The organism is Xanthomonas sp. LMG 8993 (assembly GCF_009835065.2).
Lineage (GTDB): Bacteria > Pseudomonadota > Gammaproteobacteria > Xanthomonadales > Xanthomonadaceae > Xanthomonas > Xanthomonas arboricola.
Map to the genome: position 1 here is coordinate 197,037 of NZ_QVIF02000005.1, position 18,050 is coordinate 215,086.

An 18,050-nucleotide genomic window follows, 5' to 3' on the forward strand; every position below is an offset into this window, starting at 1 on the left:
CGATCGGCCTCACCATCAGGGGTGGGGCGATCGGCAGGTTCGCCCCACCATGGCGCCATTCCCCGCCGGAGACGCCACATGGCACGTCTGACCGCCGCCGGTCGCCCCGATCTGCATGCAGGCAACACCAACGCACTGTACGCCCCGCGCGCACGTGCCGTGGCCAGAGCGCTGCAGTACATCGACACGCATCTGTATGAGCCCATCGGCGTGACGCAACTGGCTGGCGCCGCCTGCATGAGCCGCTTCCATTTTGCGCGCGTGTTTCGCGATGCGCTGGGCGCCAGCCCGATGGAGTATCTGCGTCGTCGTCGCCTCGAGCGCGCCCAGGCCATGCTGCGCGAGGGCGGCCACACCATCAGCCAGATCGCCACCGATCTGTGCTTCTTCGATCAAAGCCATTTCGTCCGCAGCTTCCGCAACGCCACCGGCTGCACGCCGGCGCGCTTTGCCGCGCAAGTGGCGAACGATCCCTGCGCCGCGCGCCCCCAGCCGCGTGCGCATCGGCACATCGCTGGTTCTTTTTCATCCTCCCTGGAGCATCACGCATGACCACCGCCACCGCCGTCCCCGGTAAATCCCTGTTGTCGCCCGGTGATCACGCGCTGATCCTGATCGACCATCAATCGCAGATGGCGTTCGCCACGCATACCATCGACATCTCGGCGCTGCGCAACAACGTGTCGCTGATTGCCAAGGGCGCCAAAGGCTTCAAGGTGCCGGTGATCTTGACCACCGTTGCAGAGAAGTCGTTCTCCGGCCCGCTGTTTCCCGAGCTGCCGGAGATCTTTGCCGGCGAACCGGTGCTTGATCGCACCAGCATGAATGCCTGGGAAGACCAGGGTGTGATCGATCGCGTCAACGCCATCGGCAAGCAGCGTCTGGTGATTGCCGGGCTGTGGACCAGCGTCTGCATCGTCGGCCCGACGCTGTCGGCGGTCGAGCAGGGATTCGAGGTCTACGTCATCACCGATGCCTGCGGCGATGTCAGCGACGAAGCGCACGAGCGCGCGGTGACGCGGATGGTGCAGGCCGGCGCCGCGCCCATCACCAGCGTGCAGTACCTGCTGGAACTGCAGCGCGACTGGGCACGCAGCGACACCTACGACCTCACCACCGGCATCGCGCGTGCGCATGCGGGCGGCTACGGCATCGGCATTCAGTACGCCAAAACCATGTTCGGCGCGCAGGAAGGCGGGCATTGAACGCATCGGCACCACGTGGCAACGCCGGCCTTGCAGCGGCATTGCTGATGCTGCGCATTGCCGGCGGCGGTTTCCTGTTGCCGCATGGCCTGGGCAAGTTGCTGGGATGGTTTGGTGGGCCGGGGCTGGCTGGATTTGCCGCTGAATTACAGCAATTCGGCTTTCCGTCTGCGCAACCGTTGCCGTTGCTGCTGGCCTCGGTGCAGACGCTCTCTGGGCTGGCGGTGTTACTGGGTCTGTGGACGCGCGTCAGTGCTGCACTGGCGGCGGTGTTCATCGCCACCACCGTCGTGGTGGGCGTGCCCAAGGGCTGGTTCTGGATGCACGGCGGGATGGAATACCCGCTGATGTGGCTGCTGGTATTGCTGGGGCTGGTTGCCGCTGGCGGTGGCGCATGGTCGCTGGATGGGCTGCGCAGGCGTGGTGCGGCATGAGCGGCGTACCGAATGATCACCATGCCGGGCGGCGCCTGTGGATGCAGGCCGCCGCCGCCGGTCTTGCGTTGGGCGCCTTGCCCGGCGCCTGGTCTGCTTCAGGGAAGTCTCCGATGGTCGATCTGGTCGTTCGCAACGCACGCATCACTACCCTCGATCCACGTCAGCCCAGCGCCACCGCCATTGCAGTGACCGATGGACGCATCGTGGCGGTGGGCGACGATGCGCAGATCATGGCGCTGGCAGCTGGCGCCCGCAGCATCGATGCGCAAGGCCGACGCCTGTTGCCCGGCCTCAATGACAGCCACACCCATCTGATTCGCGGCGGGCTCAACTACAACCTGGAGCTGCGCTGGGATAGCGTGCGCTCGCTTGCCGAGGCGATGGCGATGTTGAAGGCGCAGGTCGACCGCACCCCAGCGCCGCAATGGGTGCGTGTGGTCGGCGGATTCACCGCGCATCAGTTCGTCGAAAAACGCTTGCCGACCCTGGACGAGATCAATGCCATCGCACCGGATACACCGGTATTTTTGCTGCATCTGTACGACCGCGCCCTGCTGAACCGCGCGGCCTTGCGCGCCTGTGGCTACGACAAGGCCACTGCCGATCCGCCCGGCGGGCGCATCGAGCGCGACAAGCTGGGTAATCCCACAGGCTTGCTGCTGGCCAAGCCCAATGCCCTGATTCTCTACACCAGCCTGGCCAAGGGCCCGCGACTGCCGTTGGAGTATCAGGCCAATTCCACACGCCATTTCATGCGCGAACTCAACCGGCTGGGGATCACCTCGGTGATCGATGCCGGCGGCGGTTTCCAGAATTATCCGGAGGACTACCAAGTCATCGAACAGTTGCACGCGGCCGACCAGTTGAGCGTGCGCATCGCCTACAACCTGTTCACCCAGAACAAGGGCAAGGAAGTCGACGACTTCCGCGGCTGGACCGAGATGCTGCCGGTGCGCAAGGGCGACGATCTGCTGCGGCACAACGGCGCCGGCGAAATGCTGGTGTTTTCGGCGGCGGATTTCGAGCAGTTCAGCGAGCCGCGCCCGGAGCTGCCGCCGGAACTGGAGCCCGAGCTGGAGCAGGTGGTGAGGTTGCTGGTCGAAAAGCGTTGGCCATTCCGTATCCATGCCACCTACGACGAAAGCATCGGACGCATTCTCGATGTGTACGAAAAGGTCAATGCCGACATTCCGTTCGATGGCCTGCATTGGTTCGTCGATCACGCCGAAACCATCACGCCACGCAATATCGACCGCATTCGCGCCTTGAACGGCGGCATCGCCGTGCAGCACCGCATGGCGTATCAGGGCGAAGCGTTTGTCGAGCGCTACGGCGTACAGGCTGCGCGGCACACGCCACCGGTGCGTCGCATGTTGGCCGCCGGCGTGCCGGTGGGCGCCGGTACCGATGCGACGCGCGTGGCCAGTTACAACCCGTGGGTGGCGCTGTCGTGGCTGGTCACCGGACGCACAGTGGGCGGTCTGGCGTTGTACGGCGAAGAGAACCTGCTCGACCGTGAGCAGGCGTTGCGGCTGTGGACGCAGGGCAGCGCGTGGTTCTCCGGCGATGAGGGCCACAAGGGCACGCTGGCGGCGGGGCAACTGGCCGATTTCATCGTGTTGTCCGACGATTACTTCCGCGTCGACGATGCCGCCATTGCCGACATCACCAGCGTGCTGACCGTGCTGGGTGGGCGCGTCGTCCATGGCGACGGCGACTTCGCCGCACTGGCGCCCACCTTGCCGCCGGCGATGCCGGACTGGTCGCCGGTCAACCGGTTCGGCGGCTATCACGTGGGTGGTGCGGTCAGCGGGCTTGCCAGCACCACGCACACGCATGGCCATGGCTGTCGCGCGCACGGGCCGCATGGACATGCAGCGCAGCATGCTGCGCCCAGCGATGACCTGCGCGGCTTCTGGGGCGCATTGGGTTGCGCGTGTTTCGCGTTCTGAGATCGGCACCACAGCGATGCGCCTGCCGGCGCATCCAGGCCCGTCACCTTGTTTGTCTCACCCCGTCCACTGGAGCCTTGCCGCGATGACTTCTTCTGCCGCACCCGCCGATAGCGGTGCCTGGGCGCCGCTGCGCGAGCCGATCTTTCGTGCCTTATGGCTGGCCATCTTAGGCAGCAACATCGGCACCTGGATCAACGATGTCGCCGCGTCCTGGGTGATGGCCGAACGGACGGGCTCGCCGTTGATGGTGGCGGCGGTGCAGTCGGCCACCACCTTGCCGGTGGTGTTGTTCGCACTGGTGGCCGGCACGCTGGCGGACATCGTCGACCGCCGCCGCTACCTGATGCTTACCCAGGGCTGGATGTTGCTGGTGGCCGCAGCCTTGGCCTTGCTATCGCATCTGCAGTTGCTAACCCCGTGGGTACTGGTGGCACTGACCTTTGCAATGGGCATGGGCGCGGCAATGGCGATGCCTGCGCAGGCGGCAATCGTGTCGGAGCTGGTGCCGCGGCCGATGCTGGCCTCGGCGGTAGCGCTCAATTCGATCGGCATGAACATCGCCCGCTCGATCGGCCCAGCGGTTGGCGGTTTGATCGTGGCGCAATTCGGGCCGCCGTGGGCATTTTTGCTCAATGGCGTGACCTTCGGGCTGATGCTCCTGGTGTTGTGGTGTTGGCGTCGCGATGCGCATGTCTCTGCATTGCCGCCGGAGAGCTTCGGCGCGGGCCTGCGTGCCGGTCTGCGCTACGCCGCACGCGCCGGGCGCTTGCAGGCGGTGCTGATCAAGGCCGCCGGGTTCTTCCTGTTCGCCAGCGCGTTGACCGCATTGCTGCCGTTGGTGGTCCGTCGCGACATGCAGTTGGGTGCCGGCAGTTATGGCGTGTTGCTGGGCTGCATCGGCATCGGTGCGATCAGTGGCGCGCTGCTGTTGCCACGCCTGCGTGCGCGCTACGACCGCGACCTACTGGTGTTCGTGGCCACCATCGTGTGCGCAGCCTCATTGCTGGGGCTGGCATTGTCGCGTCAGATCGGAGTGCTGTGCGTGGTGATGGTGGTCAACGGCCTGGCCTGGATCACCGTGCTGTCGTCCTTGCAGATCGCCGCGCAAACGGCGGTGCCTGCCTGGGTGCGCGCACGCGCATTGTCGCTGTACATCGTGGTGTTTTCTGCGGGTATGGCGGCCGGCTCGCTGGTCTGGGGCGCGTTGGCGCAACGCACCTCGATCGCGACAGCCCTGCAGATTGCCGCCGTTGGCGCGGTGATCGCGGCGCTGCTGGTCAAGCGCGCGCGCATTGCCGGCACCGAACAGCTGGACCTCGCCCCTGGCGGACATTGGCCTGTGCCGGCGCAATCGGATGCGGTCGAACACGATCGCGGCCCGGTGCTGGTGACGGTCGAATACCGCATCGCTGCCGATGCGCGCGTAACTTTCCTGCAGCTGATGACGCAACTGGGCAACGCGCGGCGTCGTGATGGTGCGGTGGTCTGGGGTATCGCCGAAGACGCGGCAACACCCGGCGTGCAACTGGAATACTTCATCGTCGCTTCGTGGCTGGAACATCTGCGTCAGCACGAGCGCGTCACCGGCGACGACCGCCAGCTGCAGGAGCAGATCCGCGCCCTGCATCAAGGCGAGCGCGCGCCGGTGGTCCGCCACTTCGTCGGTGGCGGGGGTGTGGCGGTGCCGCCGCACGCCCATGCCGATATCTGAGAACTTCATCAGCACGACGCTCCCGATCGGCCCGGCGCTGAAATCGATGTCGCTTTCTGCTGCCAGGTCGGCTGCGCCTGCCGTGCGTGAGGCCGGTTGCCGGCGCTGGTAACCGGCCTGCGCAGACCCAGGGCCGGAGCGCCTTTTGGCCAAGCGGAGCGGGCGCAACCCGCCTGCTGGCTGCGCCCGATCGGCCATACGGTCAGCCAGGGCAGCGCACGTGTCCTTCAGCGGTCGGCGTATCGCTCGCGCTGCCGATCGACATTGGCTGCGACTGCCTGACCTGCCATTGCTGGCACCGCCATGGCTGAGCATCGCGTTGCCGGTGGTCGTGCTGCGTGGCGGTTTCTTGCGGGCACTGGTTGCTGTGCTCACCTGTGGCTGGCCGGTCCATGCCCGAAGCTGGTCCGTTGCGCGGTGTTGCGACCACGCTGCGAAGTTGCACCGTCGCCATCCCGCTTGCTGTTTCGGCATCTTTGCGCGCACGTCTTGGGTCCGCAAGCTCGCCTGCAGGGGGCGCATTGGGGCGCCACTGGCAACAGGCCTATCGACGCTGAGGCCGCCAGCCTGATCACAACGGATCTGCGCGCAGCAAAGCAACGCGCACCAAAAAAAGACCGGCTCTCACGAGCCGGCCTTTGTCTTACGCAGTGAAGCAAGAATCAGCGCTTGGCGAAGGCCAGCAGATCCTTGTTGAACTGATCGGCATGGGTAATGGTCAACCCGTGCGGCGCGCCGGGGTAGATCTTCAGTTCGGCGTTGCTGATGATCTTGGCCGACAACTTGCCCGATGCATCGATCGGCACGATCTGGTCGTCGTCGCCATGCACCACCAGCGCCGGCACGTCGATCTTCTTCAGGTCGGCGGTGTAATCGACCTCGGAGAATTCCTTGATGCAGTCGTACTGACCCTTGTGACCGCCCAGCATGCCCTGCAGCCAGAACGCATCGCGCATGCCCTGGGTGACCTTGTTGCCGTCACGGTTGGCACCGAAGAACGGCGTGGTCAGGTCCTGATAGAACTGCGAACGGTCCTTGGCAACGCCATCGCGGATGCCGTCGAACACGCTCATCGGCAGGCCGCCCGGATTGGTTGGGCTCTTGACCATCTGCGGCGGCACCGCGCCGACCAGTACCACCTTGGCCACTCGCTTGCTGCCATGGCGGCCAACGTAATGCGCCACTTCGCCACCGCCGGTGGAATGGCCGACCAGGATCGCGTCCTTCAGGTCCAGCGCGTCGATCACTGCAGCCAGATCGTCCGCATAGGTGTCCATGTCGTTACCGTCCCAGGTCTGCGACGAGCGGCCATGGCTGCGGCGATCGTGTGCGATCACGCGGTAGCCGTGCTGGCCCATGAACAGCATTTGCGGGTCCCAGGCATCGCCGCTGAGCGGCCAACCATGTGCGAAGACGACCGGCTGGCCCTTGCCCCAATCCTTGTAGAAGATATTGGCGCCGTCGGGGCGTTTGACGAAATTGGACATCGGGTTGACTCCGTGAGTGGACGAGTGGGGTGGGGTGGTGGCGCGGGCGCGTGCGGGAGGTGCGGCAGTGGCGAACGCGGGCAGCGACAACGCTGCTACGGCGACCGTGCCGGTGATGAGAAAGCTGCGGCGTCCGGCATCGGCCGGATGCGCCTCTAACGGATCCATAAACACTCCTGGGGCGAGGGGCATGCAGCCCGGCGATGGCACGATGCGATACGCATCGTGCTTGCATGGGCCCGCGCCACGCGGTGCGACGCAGGCCACGGGCGTGCCGGTGCATGCGAGCAGTAGACCGCCTGCGTCGCAGCGCAGATTGCATCTGCGTGCGCTCTACAGCGGTTATCCCCAGCGTTGCGGATCAGCTCGTTCGCTGCAGTCGATGCGCCGTGATGGATCATCCGGGCATCCAGCTCGCACGACGCAATGCAGTGCCGATCAACGCCCCTCCGTGCATCGCTGCCTGGCTCTGCAGCGCACGCAGCTGCCGCATCGCATCGACCACGCCGGTTGTGCTCGCCACTCACTGCAGCGCGGTGTCCCACAGCAGCTTCAGGTTCAAGCCGACGATCACCGCCGCAATGACCCAGGCGATGCGCACCAGCCACGGCGGTGCCACCAGCGCGCCCATCAACTCACGATCCGATACGAAGCGCACCAGCGGGATCACCGCAAACGGCAGCTGCATCGACAGCACCACCTGGCTGAGCACCAGGAGCCGCGCGGTACCGGCCTCGCCATACAACCAGGTCACGATCACCACCGGCACGATGGCGATGCCACGTGTCAGCAGGCGGCGCAGCCACGGCGGCAAGCGCAGTTGCAGGAAGCCTTCCATCACGATCTGCCCGGCCAGCGTGGCGGTGACGGTGGAATTGACGCCGGAGGCCAGCAACGCCACTGCGAACAGCGTCGAGGCCAGACCCACGCCCAGCATCGGCGCGAGCAGGGCGTGAGCCTGTTCGATTTCCTGCACATCGGTGCGGCCCTGCGCATGGAACACCGCCGCCGCCAGGATCAGGATCGAGGCGTTGATGAACAGCGCGAACATCAACGCCACGGTGCTGTCGGTCACCGCCCAGCGCAGCGCCGACTTGCGGCCCGCATCGGTGCGCGGATACGCACGTGTCTGCACGATCGACGAATGCAGGTACAGGTTGTGCGGCATCACCGTCGCACCGATGATGCCGATCGCCAGATACAGCGCGCGCGGGTCGGTGACCACCTGCGCATGCGGAATGAATCCGCCCAGCACGGCGGCGATCGGCGGTGCCGCCAGCGCGATCTGGATGCCGAAGCAGACGAAGATGATCAACAGCAGCGCGATCACGAACGCTTCCAGCGCGCGGAAACCGCGGTTCATCAGCAACAGCACCAGCACCACATCCACCGCGGTGATGATGGCGCCCACGGTCAGCGGAATGCCGAACAACAGCTTCAACGCAATGGCGGTGCCGATCACCTCGGCCAGATCGCAGGCGATGATCGCCAGTTCGCAGATGCCCCACAGCGCCAGGTTCACTCCGCGCGGGTAGCGCGCCCGGCAGGCCTGCGCCAGGTCCAGTCCGGTCGCGATGCCCAGCCGTGCCGACAGGCTCTGCAGCACGATCGCCATCAGGTTGGACAGCAGGATCACCGACAGCAGCAGATAGCCGAACTGCGAGCCGCCGGCCAGGTCGGTGGCCCAGTTGCCCGGGTCCATGTACCCGACCGACACCATATAGCCCGGGCCCAGGAATGCCAGCAGCCGGAACCACCAGTGGCCGCCCTTGGGTACGGCGACACTGGCGTGGTGATCGCCCAACCCGCCATTGGCCGCGGCAGGCAGGGGGAGGGGCGAGGCTGGTTGAGGACGGAGATCGACGGACATGCGGAGCAGGCAGGCTGGGAGTCACCCCGATGATATAGCAAGGGCTATGCTATTGAGCATTGGCAATTTAAATCGTAATGATCGGCTGCGTGCTTCAAACTACGCGTCCCGGCACTGGCGCCGGACGTGATGACGGGGATGAGGGTGGGCAAGAGCGAAAAGCTGGAAGCAGCCGCGCCGGCGCTGATCGACGCGCAGGTGCATATGGAAAGCTTCCGTCAGGTGCGCGAAGCGCGCCGCGCCGAGCTGGTCGAGGACTATGTAGAGCTGATCTCCGATCTGCTGGTCGACGGTGGCGAAGCGCGTCAGGTCGATATTGCCGCGCGCCTGGGCGTGGCGCAGCCGACCGTGGCCAAGATGCTCAAGCGGCTGGTGCGCGACGGCTGGGTGGTGCAGCGCCCGTATCGCGGTGTGTTCCTGACCCCGGCCGGCGAGGCGCTGGCCGCGTCCAGCCGGCAGCGCCATCAGATCGTCGAACGTTTCCTGCTCGCCCTGGGCATCGACGAGGCCACCGCGCGCCGTGACGCCGAAGGCATCGAGCACCATGTCAGCGAAGCCACCGTGGCCGCGTTCGCCGCCTTCCTGGATCGCCAGGGCGGCAGCGCCGCGTGAGCATGCCGGTGGAAACGTCGGTAGACGCGGCGCAGACGCTGATCGACCAGCAGTGGATGCAACGCGCCCTGCAACTGGCCGAGCGTGCCGAACGCGACTTTGACGAGATCCCGGTCGGCGCGCTGCTGATCGATGCCGGGGGCACCGTGCTGGGCGAGGGCTGGAACTTCAATATCGCCAGCCACGATCCCAGCGCGCATGCCGAGATCATGGCCCTGCGCGAAGGCGGCCGCCGCCTGGCCAACCACCGGCTGATCGGCTGCACGCTGTATGTCACGCTGGAGCCGTGCGCGATGTGCGCGATGGCGATGATCCACGCGCGCATCGCGCGGGTGGTATTCGCCGCCAGCGACCCCAAGACCGGCGCCTGCGGCAGCGTGTTCGATCTGCCCGCCGACCCGCGCCATAACCACCGCGTGCAGGTCAGCGGTGGCGTGCTGGCCGCCGAGGCCGGCCTGCGCCTGACCAATTACTTCAGGGCCAAGCGCGGCAAGCCGCCCCTCGCGCCCTGAGCGGCGCGGCCGCGGTATGATGCGCGCCCTTCAGCATCCGGCCGGCGACGGCCCTCCACAGGACGGCGATATGGCAGACACCCTTGCAGGCAACGACCGACTGATCTGGATCGATCTGGAAATGACCGGCCTGGATACCGATCGCGATTCCATCATCGAGATCGCCACCATCGTGACCGATGCGCAGTTGAACGTGCTTGCCGAAGGGCCGGAGCTGGCCATCGCCCACCCGCTGGCGACGCTGGAAGCCATGGACGAGTGGAACCGCAATCAGCACCGCCGTTCGGGGCTGTGGCAGCGCGTGCTCGACAGCCAGGTCACCCATGCCCAGGCCGAGGCGCAGACGGTGGCCTTCCTGAGTGAATGGATCCGCGCCGGCGCCTCGCCGATGTGCGGCAATTCGATCTGCCAGGACCGGCGCTTCCTGCACCGCCAGATGTCGCGCCTGGAGCGCTACTTCCACTACCGCAACCTGGACGTGTCCACCATCAAGGAGCTGGCACGGCGTTGGGCGCCGACGGTGGCCAATGGCTTTGCCAAGAGCTCGGCCCACACCGCGTTGAGCGATGTGCGCGATTCGATCGACGAGCTGCGCCACTACCGCCAGTTCATGGGCGCGCTGGGCGGCGATTCCCAGGCCGACGTGCCGGCCTGAGCGCTGGCGACGGCGGCGTTGCGCGCTGTTGGCGTGTTGATTGACGGCGCCCAGTTGCGGATCACGCGCAGGTGTATGTCCGGTAACGTTTGCTGCCGGTCAGGCAGGCAAAAAGCCACATAGTTGCAACGCATCCAATAAAAAGGCCGCATCGTTCGATGCGGCCTTTTGCTTTTCCATCAAGCGATTCAATGCATCAGCGCGCCAGCGGCGGACCCTTGCTCAGGTCGCCGTCGTCGGCGATGCCTTTTAGCAGCAGGTCGGAGATCGGCTTGCCGTCGGCATCGTGGTGATACACGTGCAGGTCGCGCTGCGGATACGGGATGTTGAGCCCGTTTTCCAGCAACTGGTTGCGGATCTGTTCCAGCGTGGTGCTCTTGGCCGCGCCGAAATTGCCGTTGGTCGCATACGCGAACAACATCAGATCCACCGTGCTTTCGCCCAGATTGGTGACCTGCACGAACGGTGCCGGCGACTCCAGGAGGTTCGGATTGTCCTTGGCGATCTGCAGCAACAGCTGCTGGGCTTTCTTCAGATCGTCGCCGTAGCCCACGCCCACGGTCACTTCCAGGCGCCGGTTGGGCAGGGTGCTGTAGTTGACGATCGGCGAGGTGGTGATGGTGCTGTTGGGCAGGGTGATCATGCGCTCGTCGAACGAGCGGATCCGGGTCTGGAAGATCCGGATCTCGTCGACGATGCCTTCCTGGCCGGCAATCACCACATGGTCGCCATCGCGCATCGGCCGCAGCACGATCAGCATCACGCCTGCAGCGATATTGGACAGCGAGTCCTTCAACGCCAGACCAACCGCCAGGCCGGCCGCACCCAGCACCGCGATCAGCGAGGTCGGCGGCACGCCGATCTTGCTCAGCGCGCTGACGAAGACCAGCACCAGCAGCAACGCGTACAGCACGTTGCGCAGGAAGTTGGTCAGCGTGATCTCGACGCGCGCGCGGGTCAGCGCACGGTGCAGCCACTGGCTGAGCTGCTTGGCCAGCCACATGCCGACCACCACGATCAGCAGGGCCAGCCCCCAGTTGAGCGCGTATTGCGCCCACGGGATATTGGCCCAGTTGAACGCCGGCTCCACCGTCCTGGCCGCCACCGGCCTTGCGGCGACTGCTCCCGCAGCCGCCGCCAACACCGCACCCAACATGCCCATCAGCTCTCGCTCTTCAACTTGGCCAGACGCAGCCAGGTGTCGACCACGGTGTCAGGATTCAGCGATACCGACTCGATCCCTTCCTGCATCAACCACTCGGCCAGCTCCGGATGATCCGACGGCCCCTGGCCGCAGATGCCCACATACTTGCCCTTGGCGCGCGCCGACTTGATCGCCATCGACAGCAGCTTCTTGACCGCCGGGTTCCGCTCGTCGAACAGATGCGCCACGATCGACGAGTCGCGGTCCAGGCCCAGGGTCAGCTGGGTCAGGTCGTTGGAGCCGATCGAGAAACCGTCGAAGATGTCCAGGAACTCGTCGGCCAGCAGCGCATTGGACGGCAGCTCGCACATCATGATGATCTTCAGGCCGTTCTCGCCCTGCTTGAGCCCGTTCTGCTCCAGCACCTCGATCACCTTGCGGCCCTCTTCCAGCGTGCGCACGAACGGGATCATCACCCAGAGGTTGTCCAGGCCCATCTCGTTGCGCACCTTCAGCACCGCCTTGCACTCCAGCGCGAAGGCCTTGGTGAAGGACGGATCGACGTAGCGGCTGGCGCCACGGAAGCCGATCATCGGGTTCTCTTCATGCGGTTCGTAACGCGAGCCGCCGATCAGGTTGGCGTACTCGTTGGACTTGAAGTCCGACAGGCGCACGATCACCGTGTTCGGTGCCACCGAGGCGGTCAGCGTTGCGATGCCCTCGGCCAGGCGATTGACGTAGAAGCTCACCGGGTCGCCGTAACCGGCGGTCTTGGCGTCGATCTTCTTGCGGACGTCAGCGTCCTGCTTGTCGTATTCCAGCAGCGCGTTGGGATGGATGCCGATGTGCGCGGCAATGATCATTTCCAGACGCGCCAGGCCGATGCCGGCGTTGGGCAACTGGCCGAAGTCGAACGCGCGCTCCGGGTTGGCCACGTTCATCATGATCTTGAGCGGGGCAGGCGGCATGTTGCCCAGATCGGTGGTGGTGCGCTCGAACGGCAGCAGGCCGTCGTAGATGAAACCGGTGTCGCCTTCGGCGCAGCTCACCGTCACTTCCTGACCGTCGCTGATCACATCGGTGGCGTTGCCCGAGCCGACCACGGCCGGCACGCCGAGTTCGCGCGCGATGATCGCCGCATGGCAGGTGCGGCCGCCGCGATTGGTGACGATGGCCGATGCACGCTTCATCACCGGCTCCCAATCAGGATCGGTCATGTCGGCGATCAAGACGTCGCCGGCCTGCACGCGATTCATGTCGTCCAGCGAGCGCACCACGCGTGCCACGCCGCTGCCGATCTTGGCGCCCACCGCACGGCCTTCGACCAGGATCTTGGCGTCCTTGGCTTCCAGCGAGAAACGCTCGATCTGGGTGGCGTGGCTGCGCGACTTCACGGTTTCCGGACGCGCCTGCACGATGAACAGCTTGCCGCTGACACCGTCCTTGGCCCACTCGATGTCCATCGGGCGGCCGTAATGCTTTTCGATCACCAGCGCCTGCTTGGAAAGCTCCTGCACGTCTTCATCGCTGATCGAGAAGGTGCTGCGCAGTTCCACCGGCGTGTCTTCGGTGCGCACGCGTTCGCCGGGCACATCCGAGTAGACCATGCGGATCGCCTTGCTGCCGAGCGAGCGGCGCAGGATCGCCGGCTTGCCTGCGGTCAGCGTGGGCTTGTAGACGTAGAACTCGTCCGGGTTGACCGCGCCTTGCACGACCATCTCGCCCAGACCGAAGCTGGAGGTGACGAACACCACGTCGCGGAAGCCCGATTCGGTGTCCAGCGTGAACAGCACGCCGGCCGCACCGACGCCCGAGCGCACCATCAACTGCACGCCGGCCGACAGGAACACGTCTTCGTGCTTGAAGCCATGATGCACGCGGTAGGCGATTGCGCGATCGTTGTAGAGGCTGGCGAACACTTCCTTGACCTTGTGCACGACATCGTCGGCACCGGTCACGTTGAGGAAGGTCTCCTGCTGGCCGGCGAACGAGGCATCGGGCAGATCTTCGGCAGTGGCCGACGAACGCACCGCCACGGCCACTTCGCCACCGCCGTTTTCCGCACACAGCTGTGCGTACGCGGTGCGGATATCGCGGTCCAGTTCCGGCTGCAGCGGAGCATCGATCACCCAGCCGCGGATTTCCTTGCCGGCAACGGTGAGGGCAGCCACGTCTTCGACATCCAGCGTCGCCAACTTGTCGAAGATGCGCTTGGACAGATCGTTATGCGCGATGAAGTCCTTGAAAGCCTCGGCAGTGGTCGCATATCCACCGGGAACCGAAACGCCAAGCCCGGCCAGGTTGCCGATCATCTCGCCGAGCGAGGAATTCTTACCACCTACGCGGGCCAGATCGGCCAGGCGTAGCTCATGCAACCACAGGATATTCTCGTTCAAGCGCGATGCTCCGTATGGCCATCGCCCGAGCGGGCTGGATGGCCGCGTCCGTAGGAAGAAGCCGCTATGATGCAGTGCACAGCGGAATCTGCACAAGCATGAACCCGTAAGTTTTGGACACCAGTTCAAAGAGGTGGTCTTGATGTCAACAATTCGACCGGTGTTCTACGTCTCCGATGGAACCGGTATCACCGCTGAAACGATTGGGCATAGCCTGCTCACGCAGTTCAGTGGATTCAACTTCGTCACCGACCGCATGTCGTTCATTGATGATGCAGAAAAAGCGCGCGATGCGGCGCTGCGGGTGCGTGCGGCAGGTGAGCGGTACCAGGTGCGCCCGGTGGTGGTCAATTCCTGCGTCGATCCCCAGCTGAGCATGATCCTGGCCGAAAGCGGCGCTTTGATGCTGGACGTGTTCGCGCCCTTCATCGAGCCGCTGGAACGCGAACTCAATGCGCCGCGGCATTCGCGCGTGGGCCGTGCGCACGGCATGGTGGACTTCGAGACCTATCACCGCCGCATCAACGCGATGAACTTCGCGCTGAGCCACGATGACGGTATCGCACTCAATTACGACGAGGCCGACGTGATCCTGGTGGCGGTGTCGCGCGCCGGCAAGACGCCGACCTGCATCTACCTGGCATTGCATTACGGCATCCGTGCCGCCAACTACCCGTTGACCGAGGAAGATCTGGAAAACGAGCGCCTGCCTCCACGCCTGCGCAATTACCGCAGCAAGTTGTTCGGCCTGACCATCGACCCGGAGCGGTTGCAGCAGATCCGCCAGGAGCGGCGCGCCAATTCACGCTACAGCGCGGCAGAGACCTGCCGGCGTGAGGTGGCCACCGCCGAGCGCATGTTCCAGATGGAGCGCATTCCGACCTTGAGCACCACCAATACCTCGATCGAGGAAATTTCCAGCAAGGTGTTGTCCACGCTGGGGCTGCAGCGCGAGATGTTTTGAGGCAGGAGCTGGTTGGCGGGATTGGGGATTGGGCCGCGCGTAGCGTATTCACTATCTAAGGCTGCCGTGACGTGTCGCGGCCGGTCGGCGAGCGTCAAGCAAATCAAGCGGGCGGGGCAGGGCTCCGCCAAGGTAGGCCTGCCGGTGGCCGGTCGTCAATGCTGCCCGTGCGGCAGCGCAGCGTGTAGGATCGGTTCATGGCGCAAGCACTGAGTAAACTCGAACGCATCCCCAAGTTGAGCCGGTTCGGCTGGCTGATGGGCTTGTACGCAGAAAACTTCCAGCATCTGACCCGGCTGTTCGCACCGGCCGATCTCGCTCCCGGCTCCTATGTCTCGTCGATCGGCGATGGCCTGGACCTGCGTCTGGACGTGATCGAGTGCCACCGCTACACGGTCGAGCTGCGGCTGACCTACGACCTGTGCGATCCCGTCACCGGCGAGCCTGACCCGTCGGCCTACGTGCGCCTGTACCGCGATGCGCGCCAGGCCGAGACCACCCATTGCTACGTCGGCCGTCGCTGGCAGGACGTGATGGGCATGTTCCCGCCGCCGGCCGAGCTGATCAGCCACCGCATGCGGATGAATACGTTCCTGGGCAAGTGGCTGGACTATCTGGCCGAGCGCGGCCATGGCGTGGCTACCTTGCGTCTGGATACCGACTACGTTGCGCCACCGCGCCCGGGCTCGCAGGCTGCGGTCGGCTGAGGCTGCGCCACGCCGCTTGCACAGCATCGGTCATACTGATGCGCTCGATTCCAGCTCGCCCGCCATGCCCTATACCCCCATCGTCGCCACGCTCGGCTACCTGTTGTCGCCCGACGGCACACAGGTGTTGATGATCCATCGCAATGCCCGCCCCGGCGATCAGCACCTGGGCAAATACAACGGGCTCGGTGGCAAGGTGGAGCCGGACGAGGACGTACTGGCCGGCATGCGCCGCGAGATCCGCGAAGAGGCCGGCGTGGAGTGCGGCGACATGCAGCTGCGCGGCACCATCAGCTGGCCGGGCTTCGGCAAGCAGGGCGAGGACTGGCTGGGCTTCGTGTTCCTGATCCGCAGCTTCCAAGGCGAGCCGCAGGCTTCCAACCCGGAAGGCACGCTGGAATGGGTGGCGATCGACCGCATGGACCAGGTACCGATGTGGGAAGGCGACCGCAATTTCCTGCCACTGGTCTTCGATGGCGACCCGCGTCCGTTTCATGGCGTGATGCCGTATCGCGACGGGCGCATGCAGTCGTGGACGTATTCGCGCATCTGAGCGGGGATTGAGGGAGTGCGCCGCCGCCCAGGCGAGCGCGGCTGTTACTGCTGGCTGGCGCGGTCAACGCAGTGCCGAAGTTAAGCCTCCGCCGTCCTTAATGGACTTCGATCTGCTGGCGCCAATGCGCATGCGATCGACCTGGCGAGCGCAACCGCAAGCCGGCGCTGCACGCTGTGGCGACCTGCAGCCTGCATTCCGCCTCCACGCACTTCTCCACACCGGTTGTGGATGAATCCTGCGCAAGTCTGTGGACAACTGCGCGCGCGCCTTGCGGCGTAAGGCGGCCACGGAAGCTGGTGAAAATTTCGCCAGCCGTGCTCACTGCGCGGTCCAGCCGCCGTCGATGGCGATCGCCTGCCCGGTGATGTTGCGCGCGGCATGCGACATCAGGAACGCGACCGTGCCGGCGAGTTCGTCGTAGTCGATGAAGGCGCCCTTGGGCATCGGCTTGAGCATCACATCGCGAATCACTGCGTCTTCGGCGATGCCGCGCGTGCGCGCCTGGTCGGCGATCTGGCGCTCCACCAGCGGGGTGCGCACATAGCTCGGGCACAGCGTGTTGACGGTGATGTCGCAGTCGGCGGTTTCCAGGGCGATGACCTTGGCCAGGCCGACCAGGCCGTGCTTGGCGGCGACATACGCGCTCTTGTAGGGGCTGGCGACCAGCGAGTGGATGCTGCCGATGTTGACGATGCGCCCGTAGCCGGCCGCACGCATGCCGGGCAGGAGCGCGCGGCTGAGCCGTGCGGCGCCGGTCAGCATCACATCCACCAGCAAGGCCCAGCGCTGCATCGGAAAGTCTTCCAGCGCGGCAACCTGCTGCAGGCCGGCATTGTTGACCAGCACCTGCGGCGCGCGCGTCACGCGCGCCAAGGCCTGCGCGATGCCGTGGTCATCGGTCACGTCCAGCGCCAGTGCTTCGGTCGAGCCGCCGGCGTCGCGCAGGCGCTGCGCGGTGCGTTCGGCTGCCGCCAGGTCCATATCGCTGACGATCAGATGGTGGCCGCCGGCGGCCAGCTCGGTGGCGATGCCGGCGCCGATGCCGCTGCCTGCGCCGGTGATCAGGATGCTGCGCTTCATGCTGTCCTCGTCGTCGATCGTGCCCGGCCGGAGCGGCCACGCTGATCGCCAGCCTAGCCGATAGCGCGAAACGGTCGCCTGCATGGCGTGCGCGCGTTACCCTTTGCGCCTTGCTCTTCTCAGGTTCCGCATGAAACGCCATTTCTCGATGCTGCGCGATTTCCAACTCGCGGACTGGTTCACCCTGGCCAACGCCTTCTGCGGCACCGGCGCGGTATTTGCGTCGATGCGCTTCCTGCAGGAAGGCCATCGCGGCGACCTGCTGCTGGGCATGGCGCTGATCCCGCTGGCGTTCGTGTTCGATGCGCTGGACGGGCATGTGGCGCGCTGGCGCAAGGCGTCCTCGACCCTGGGCCGCGAGCTGGACTCACTGGCCGACGTGATCTCGTTCGGGGTGGCGCCGGCGGCGCTGGGCTATGCCTGCGGCATGCGCGGCGGCTGGGATTGGTTGGTGCTGAGCTATTTCGTCTGCTGCGGCGTGAGCCGGCTGGCTCGCTACAACGTGACTGCCGAAGAGATCGCCGGCGAGGCCGACAAGGTGCCGTACTTCGAAGGCACCCCGATCCCCACCAGCCTGCTGCTGGTGATCCTGCTGGCGGTGGCTGCCAGCAGCGGCCATATCGGCCAGACCTTGTGGTGGGGCCAGTGGCAGCTCGGGCCGTGGCAATTCCACCCGCTGGTGCTGCTGTTTGCGGTGTCCGGCTCGTTGATGATCAGCAAGACGCTGCGCATCCCCAAACCCTGACCGGTACGGCCGGG

General features: G+C 65.5%; 17 protein-coding genes. 12 read left to right on the forward strand and 5 right to left on the reverse strand.

Annotated elements, in window-relative coordinates; all coding sequences use genetic code 11:
* The first annotated feature begins 78 nt into the window (after positions 1 to 78).
* The 5 genes from DYQ94_RS11965 (at position 79) to DYQ94_RS11985 (ending at position 5,308) form a co-directional block, all read left to right on the forward strand.
* Entirely contained in the window at positions 79 to 552 is a 474-nt protein-coding gene (locus DYQ94_RS11965) for a helix-turn-helix transcriptional regulator (RefSeq protein ID WP_047128765.1), read from the forward strand.
* The gene (locus DYQ94_RS11970) at positions 549 to 1,205 is read left to right on the forward strand and encodes a hydrolase (RefSeq protein ID WP_039521767.1); all 657 of its coding nucleotides are present in this window, start codon (positions 549 to 551) and stop codon (positions 1,203 to 1,205) included. Before DYQ94_RS11965 ends, DYQ94_RS11970 begins: the two co-directional genes overlap by 4 nt.
* The gene (locus DYQ94_RS11975) at positions 1,202 to 1,639 is read left to right on the forward strand and encodes a DoxX family protein (protein ID WP_126966107.1); all 438 of its coding nucleotides are present in this window, start codon (positions 1,202 to 1,204) and stop codon (positions 1,637 to 1,639) included. The genes DYQ94_RS11970 and DYQ94_RS11975 overlap by 4 nt, the downstream gene beginning before the upstream one ends.
* 113 nt (positions 1,640 to 1,752) lie before the next feature.
* Positions 1,753 to 3,594 carry an amidohydrolase gene (locus DYQ94_RS11980; RefSeq protein WP_184429100.1) on the forward strand — a complete coding sequence of 614 codons (1,842 nt, stop codon included), beginning with the start codon at positions 1,753 to 1,755 and terminating at the stop codon, positions 3,592 to 3,594.
* 85 nt (positions 3,595 to 3,679) lie between these two features.
* The gene (locus DYQ94_RS11985) at positions 3,680 to 5,308 is read left to right on the forward strand and encodes an MFS transporter (protein WP_047128763.1); all 1,629 of its coding nucleotides are present in this window, start codon (positions 3,680 to 3,682) and stop codon (positions 5,306 to 5,308) included.
* A 662-nt stretch (positions 5,309 to 5,970) separates the two neighbouring features.
* On the opposite strand, the gene DYQ94_RS11990 is transcribed toward DYQ94_RS11985, so the two are convergent.
* Positions 5,971 to 6,795, reverse strand: a complete 825-nt coding sequence (locus DYQ94_RS11990) for an alpha/beta fold hydrolase (protein ID WP_024939189.1) — start codon at positions 6,793 to 6,795, stop codon at positions 5,971 to 5,973.
* Between the two features lie 523 nt (positions 6,796 to 7,318).
* Complete coding sequence (locus DYQ94_RS11995; protein ID WP_126966109.1) at positions 7,319 to 8,665, reverse strand: Nramp family divalent metal transporter; 1,347 nt, start codon at positions 8,663 to 8,665, stop codon at positions 7,319 to 7,321.
* 144 nt (positions 8,666 to 8,809) lie between these two features.
* Between DYQ94_RS11995 and mntR the strand changes: the two genes are divergently transcribed.
* From mntR to orn, 3 genes are all read left to right on the forward strand, one after another.
* Entirely contained in the window at positions 8,810 to 9,277 is a 468-nt protein-coding gene (gene mntR, locus DYQ94_RS12000; RefSeq protein WP_024939187.1) for a manganese-binding transcriptional regulator MntR, read from the forward strand.
* Positions 9,278 to 9,285: 8 nt separating this feature from the next.
* Entirely contained in the window at positions 9,286 to 9,789 is a 504-nt protein-coding gene (gene tadA / locus DYQ94_RS12005) for a tRNA adenosine(34) deaminase TadA (protein ID WP_425519419.1), read from the forward strand.
* Between the two features lie 70 nt (positions 9,790 to 9,859).
* Complete coding sequence (orn, locus tag DYQ94_RS12010; RefSeq protein WP_024939185.1) at positions 9,860 to 10,444, forward strand: oligoribonuclease; 585 nt, start codon at positions 9,860 to 9,862, stop codon at positions 10,442 to 10,444.
* 196 nt (positions 10,445 to 10,640) lie between these two features.
* Here the strand turns inward: orn and DYQ94_RS12015 are convergent, their stop codons facing one another.
* The gene (locus tag DYQ94_RS12015) at positions 10,641 to 11,606 is read right to left on the reverse strand and encodes a mechanosensitive ion channel family protein (RefSeq protein WP_126966110.1); all 966 of its coding nucleotides are present in this window, start codon (positions 11,604 to 11,606) and stop codon (positions 10,641 to 10,643) included.
* The gene (ppsA, locus tag DYQ94_RS12020; RefSeq protein WP_102581613.1) at positions 11,606 to 13,984 is read right to left on the reverse strand and encodes a phosphoenolpyruvate synthase; all 2,379 of its coding nucleotides are present in this window, start codon (positions 13,982 to 13,984) and stop codon (positions 11,606 to 11,608) included. The genes DYQ94_RS12015 and ppsA overlap by 1 nt, the downstream gene beginning before the upstream one ends.
* 142 nt (positions 13,985 to 14,126) lie before the next feature.
* On the opposite strand from ppsA, the gene ppsR reads away from it, so the two are divergent.
* From ppsR to DYQ94_RS12035, 3 genes are all read left to right on the forward strand, one after another.
* Positions 14,127 to 14,948: a posphoenolpyruvate synthetase regulatory kinase/phosphorylase PpsR gene (gene ppsR, locus DYQ94_RS12025; RefSeq protein ID WP_024939184.1), complete on the forward strand. Its 822-nt coding sequence runs from the start codon at positions 14,127 to 14,129 to the stop codon at positions 14,946 to 14,948.
* Between the two features lie 197 nt (positions 14,949 to 15,145).
* A complete protein-coding gene (locus DYQ94_RS12030; protein WP_016904415.1) occupies positions 15,146 to 15,655 on the forward strand; it encodes a DUF1249 domain-containing protein in 510 nt (169 codons plus the stop codon).
* Positions 15,656 to 15,719: 64 nt separating this feature from the next.
* Complete coding sequence (locus DYQ94_RS12035; RefSeq protein ID WP_024939182.1) at positions 15,720 to 16,208, forward strand: NUDIX hydrolase; 489 nt, start codon at positions 15,720 to 15,722, stop codon at positions 16,206 to 16,208.
* Between the two features lie 321 nt (positions 16,209 to 16,529).
* Here DYQ94_RS12035 and DYQ94_RS12040 read toward each other — a convergent pair whose 3' ends face one another.
* A complete protein-coding gene (locus DYQ94_RS12040; RefSeq protein WP_126966112.1) occupies positions 16,530 to 17,291 on the reverse strand; it encodes a 3-hydroxybutyrate dehydrogenase in 762 nt (253 codons plus the stop codon).
* A gap of 82 nt (positions 17,292 to 17,373) precedes the next feature.
* Between DYQ94_RS12040 and DYQ94_RS12045 the strand changes: the two genes are divergently transcribed.
* Positions 17,374 to 18,036: a CDP-alcohol phosphatidyltransferase family protein gene (locus DYQ94_RS12045; protein ID WP_180497015.1), complete on the forward strand. Its 663-nt coding sequence runs from the start codon at positions 17,374 to 17,376 to the stop codon at positions 18,034 to 18,036.
* The last annotated feature ends 14 nt before the right edge of the window (positions 18,037 to 18,050 follow it).